Here is a 5,060-nt window from a genome sequence, read left to right as displayed (position 1 = left end):
TTGCTGCGTAGCGACCGAGCGAATCAAGGCGCTGCCACTACCTCAGCCACCGAAGTAGCCACTCGGTAATCCACATCGTCCAGCGCTTTAAAGTGCGCCTCACCACAAAGAATTTTCAGGTTTTCTTCCTGCCTGCGCTTATCAGCGTCATGAGTAGTTTTGGTTTCCCGAATCAGGTACACCTTGCGATCCTCTTCCAGTACCACAGCCCAATCAGGATTGTAATCACCTACAGGAGTGGGGATAGTAAACCAACGCGGCAGTTTGCAGAAAAATCTGACGTTTTCTGCGCCATCCAAGGCCTGAGCAGTTTGCCGCTCAATGTTAGAGTCCCACTGAATATAATCATAAGGTGTTTGCACACAATCACCTTGATTACCATGCTGCACCTTGTAAGCACGATCCAGATAAGCCTCCAGTTCAGGTTCATCAAACAATTCCATTTTGTAATGCTCACCAACCAGCTTCTCATAACGGATTCCATCCACCAGCAACTCATCCATTGCTTTCTCGATCTGCTTGGCTGCTTCAGTGATAAACCCTTGAGGATTGGCTTTGAATTCACCCAGTCGCCCACAGCGCTTGATGACAGTCAACAATGTGCCTCTTGTCAGGTTCGTTCGGCTTTGAAGTGTACCCAGCAAATCCGGTAAAACCTCATGGACACTGATATAACGCTCTTTGGGTGTTTGTATTTGTCGATCACTGCCAAATCCGGCTTCAGTCATCTTTGTCAGGGTATGATCAATACTCAGTGTCACGGGCTTAACCACAGGCATTTTTTGCAATTTATGGCTGGCAAGATCAATCAACTTTTGGGTATCAAACCGGATGGAGTAGCGCGTTTTCTGGCTGATTTTTTGCCACAGCGCCTGAAAATCCGGATTCAATTCAACGCGTTTGTTATAAGTGACCTGGGTACGCTTTCGAGCATCCTGTATCCGACCGGTAAACATAAACCCACGCAGCCGATCAACAATTTCATTTTCCAGTTGTTGGTACTCTGCTGGTACTTGCAACTTGAAGTGCAGGTCGTCCGGCTGAAATTTAGAAGTCAAATCGCCCTTTGCATCCAGATAGCCCTCAGCTTTAAGAGCCTGCCAGAGGTGGCGGGATTTTTCCTGACCCAGAGTTTCAGAGTCACTGACTACTAACGGAGCGAAGGCAATGGCTGGCACCCGGCCAAACTTGAAACCACCGCCAATATCTTTTTCCATTTCTGTTTGCAAGTTTCTGGCATAGTCCTCAAAGGACTCACTGGCAACGACAGTCAGACGATTCAGCTGAGGGTCATAAACTCGGTCACCATTCGCATTCACTGCAAGACGTAAACCACGCCCTAAAGTCTGGCGTCGTTCTTTTTCACTACCAAATTCACGCAGGGTGCAAATCTGAAAAACATTAGGGTTATCCCAGCCCTCTTTCAGAGCTGAATGGCTGAAAATAAAACGCAGCGGCTCAGAGTCATCCAGCAACCGCTCTTTATCTTGCATAATCAGCTTATAAATTTCAGCGTCACTGGCTGTAGCTCCACTGGTATCCTTCAGCTCCACTACCCGCCCCTGTTTTTTGACCTCTGCAAAATACCCATTGTGAACCTGTTTCACATCACGCTTTGGCAAATCACTGAACAATGGGCTGGCAGCAATTTCCTGGTAGATTTCTTCGAACCAAAGCGCAAGCTTGCCATCCTGACGAGAGCCGTGTTCATCGTAATATCGATAATTTGCCACCTTATCGATGAAAAACAACGATAAAACCTTCACATTCAAATCTTGCTTCAGCAGATTACGCTCTTTTTTAAAGTGCTCTTCCACTGTCTGGCGAATCTGCTCTTTAAGCACCTCATCATGAATACCGTCTTTTTCCTGCTCAGGCTCCAGAATCACGTTATTGGCAAAACGCACATACTCAGCCCCCGACTCAGCATAGATTTCATCCACCACATATCCTTCATAACCGCAACGGTTGGTATGATCCGATAAATCTGTACCTTGCTTGAGTTTAACGGCCTTCTCTTTGGTGCCATTCGGGGTATCTTCAAAAATCACCACCGAGGCTGAAGGTATCTTGGCCTTGCCGTTGTAACCAACGCTACTCAGCTTAAGATAAGTCCGGTTCACATTGCTCTGAGACTGGATGGATGCCACAGAGATCTGCTTCACCAGCTTCATGTCGTAGGCCTTCACCGGACCCAGCTGGTAGATCAGATTATAAGGGTTGCGATGGGTCGCTGAATAACGCAGTGCAAACAGTGGCTTCAAATGGTTAATTGCCCGCCGAGCTTTGGCAGTGTTATCGACAGACTGAGGCTCATCAATGATCAGTACCGGACGTACTTCCTGAATAAACTCAATGGGTTTAACCCCGGACATACGATCCTGCTCTCGGTGTATCACCGAAAGCTTTTTGATCTGCTCCGGTGTCAGACTGTCATAATCTTCTATATCCCCCGCATCACGCTGAAATGCCTGAATGTTGATCACCATAATCTGCAATGTATTGGCGGTGGCAAACTGGCGGACTCTGGACAGATCTTTGGCGCTGTAAACGTAATGATCAAAAGGCGTATTGCTGTAAAGGCTCCGAAAGTGCTCTTTCATCATTTTCAACGAAGAAAGCACACCTTCACGAATGGCTACCGATGGCACCACAATAATGAATTTGCGCAGTCCCAGCTTCTGGTACAATTCAAAAATACTGCGCAGGTAAACATAGGTTTTACCCGTACCGGTTTCCATCTCCACGGAAAAATTGGGGAAGGGATAATCGTCTTCAGCCTCAAACAGGCTGGCCGTTTTCTCAATAAAATTCTGCTCCTGAACCCGATGCAGATTGAATAAAAGCTTGTCAGGATTCAGGCTCAAGGTATTGGCAATACCCAGGTGACGAAAGGCCTCACCTTCTGTGGATAGCTCATCAAACACGGCCAGCGTGGATTGAATGGCATCCTGCTGATAATCCAGACCGGGGTTAAATTTCAGCTTCATGGTTCACTCCTTCAAACCGTTTTAAAATCGATCTGGTCGATTTTTTCCTTGCCTTGGTTAAAAGCCTGGAAGGTTTTCACCGCGTTAGTCTTGAGCTGATCATTACCATGAAAGGCTTTATCCAGACAGATAAACTGGCTGGGTGCATTGTTTAACACAGCATCAATTAAAACTTGATCAACCCTGTTCTCCAGATGCACCAGCAGGGTGCCATCCGCCACGGAAAACAGCTGATGACCGGCCAGTTCAATCTGTTCCACTTTCTCTGTAGGCATCACACCAGCCTTGATCAGCAGTTCATAGAGCAGATCTTCCTGGCTGGCATTGGGGTCGATGTGGTCAACATTCAGCTCCATTTGCTGGAGTAGCTCTTCATCAGATATGCCTTTGGCAGGAGCTTGCCAGAGTTTAAAGTTGCTCTGATCGAGTTTCAGGACTTTGAAGCTCCTACTATTACTTACGCCAGCATCAAACTCCATCTGCTTAACTGCTGACTCACCGCCAAAAGCACGGCGAAGGCGCTCCTTACTTATTGATGCAATGTTCATCGGTAAATTTTGTCTTTGGCAAAATAGCCCGGGAGGTGACTCTGGATCTACCTTCTCGGGGAGCTGTACCAAAATAAAATTAATGCTTATATTCTTCTCGATAGAGTACGTAACAGCTGCGTGCCCAGTTGTCCCAGATCCAGCAAAGAAATCCAAAACAATGTCACCGTCACTGACGATCAACTGTAACATCCGATGAATCAGCTTTGTTGGTTTTGGATTGTCAAAAACATCACTTGATCCAAGTAATTTTTTGATTTCTTTGGCTGAACTCTGATTATCCCCAACTTCTGAGTTACCCCACCAAGTCCATGCATTAACACCCTGAGACTCAGACAAAAACTTTTTAAGCCTGGGTCTAGAGTTACCATCCTTACCAAACCATAGTCGATTATCAGTGTACAGCTCATCATATGTTTTTTTCGCTAGAGCCCAGCACCTGCCATCAGGTGGCGGGTAAGACATACCTGAGGGGGTAACAACATCAAAAAACTGATCTTTAGTTGCATGACCAGTTTGACCTGTCAGGTCAACTGAGGCCCACGGTCCTCTCGGATCATTATCCCGATTTTTATATTCAGAGCTGCGGGTATTTGAAAGTGGCAGCTTCTTGAGCAACTGCTGACCCAACTCGCTCCGTCCATAGACAAGCACATAATCATGAGCCGCCCCTAGATTAAACCTTGAGTCTGGAGAGGTGCGTTTTTGCCAAATAATGGTGGCAATAAAATTCTCCTCCCCAAAAATCTCGTTACATATTCGTCGCAGGTTTTCCACTTCGTTGTCGTCGATGGAAATAAAGATCACCCCGTCTTCCCGCAGCAGGTTGCGGGCCAGGTACAGGCGCGGGTACATCATGTTCAACCACTTGGTATGAAAACGGCCTTCGTTGGCGGTGTTGGTGGAAAAGGTGCGGCCTTCGCTGTCTTTCAGGCCGGCGTATTGCAGGTAGGTGTCCAGGCTTTCGCTAAAGTTATCCGGGTAGATGAACTCCTTGCCGGTGTTATAGGGTGGATCAATGTAGATCATCTTCACCTGGCCGTAGTAGCTCTTTTGCAGCAGCTTGAGCACTTCCAGGTTGTCACCTTCGATAAACAGGTTTTCAGTGGTATCAAAATCCACTGACTCTTCCCGGCAGGGTTTAAGAGTGGCAGTAGATGATTGCTGGATCAGTCGCAGGCAGTCCCGCTTGCCCGGCCAGTCCATACCGTAGCGCTCACGGCGGTTATCATAGATTTCACTGAAGTTGCCAAGCTCGGCTTTCAGGCGTTCAAAGTCCAGTGTTTCCACCAGCTCACCTTTTGCATTACGGGTTTCGGTGAACACACCTGGGAAAAGCTGTTTCAGCTCTTTTTTTCGCTGCTCGGTAATATTCAGAGATGCACCCTGCATTTGTGTGTCCATCTGGTTCATGATTCTAAAATCCCTGGTCTAAAAGTCATTGGGTAATCAGCTGTGGTGGTTTTGGCTGTTTTTGTCAGCAGCATAGATGGTAAGCAATAGTTCACTGTCATCCACCATG

At 47.1% G+C, this 5,060-nt stretch carries 2 protein-coding genes; both read right to left on the bottom strand.

The window, feature by feature from the left end:
- Positions 1–23 precede the first annotated feature (23 nt).
- Positions 24–2,990 carry a DEAD/DEAH box helicase family protein gene (locus tag IBX50_RS17080; protein WP_292257506.1) on the bottom strand — a complete coding sequence of 989 codons (2,967 nt, stop codon included), beginning with the start codon at positions 2,988–2,990 and terminating at the stop codon, positions 24–26.
- A gap of 11 nt (positions 2,991–3,001) precedes the next feature.
- On the bottom strand, positions 3,002–4,744 hold the full coding sequence (locus IBX50_RS17075) for a site-specific DNA-methyltransferase (protein ID WP_292257505.1): 1,743 nt from the start codon (positions 4,742–4,744) through the stop codon (positions 3,002–3,004).
- Positions 4,745–5,060: the final 316 nt, after the last annotated feature.

The sequence above is a fragment of the Marinospirillum sp. genome, from assembly GCF_014859565.1.
The sequence above is the reverse complement of the archived record's forward strand: the minus strand, read 5'-3'. Positions and strand labels throughout refer to the sequence as shown.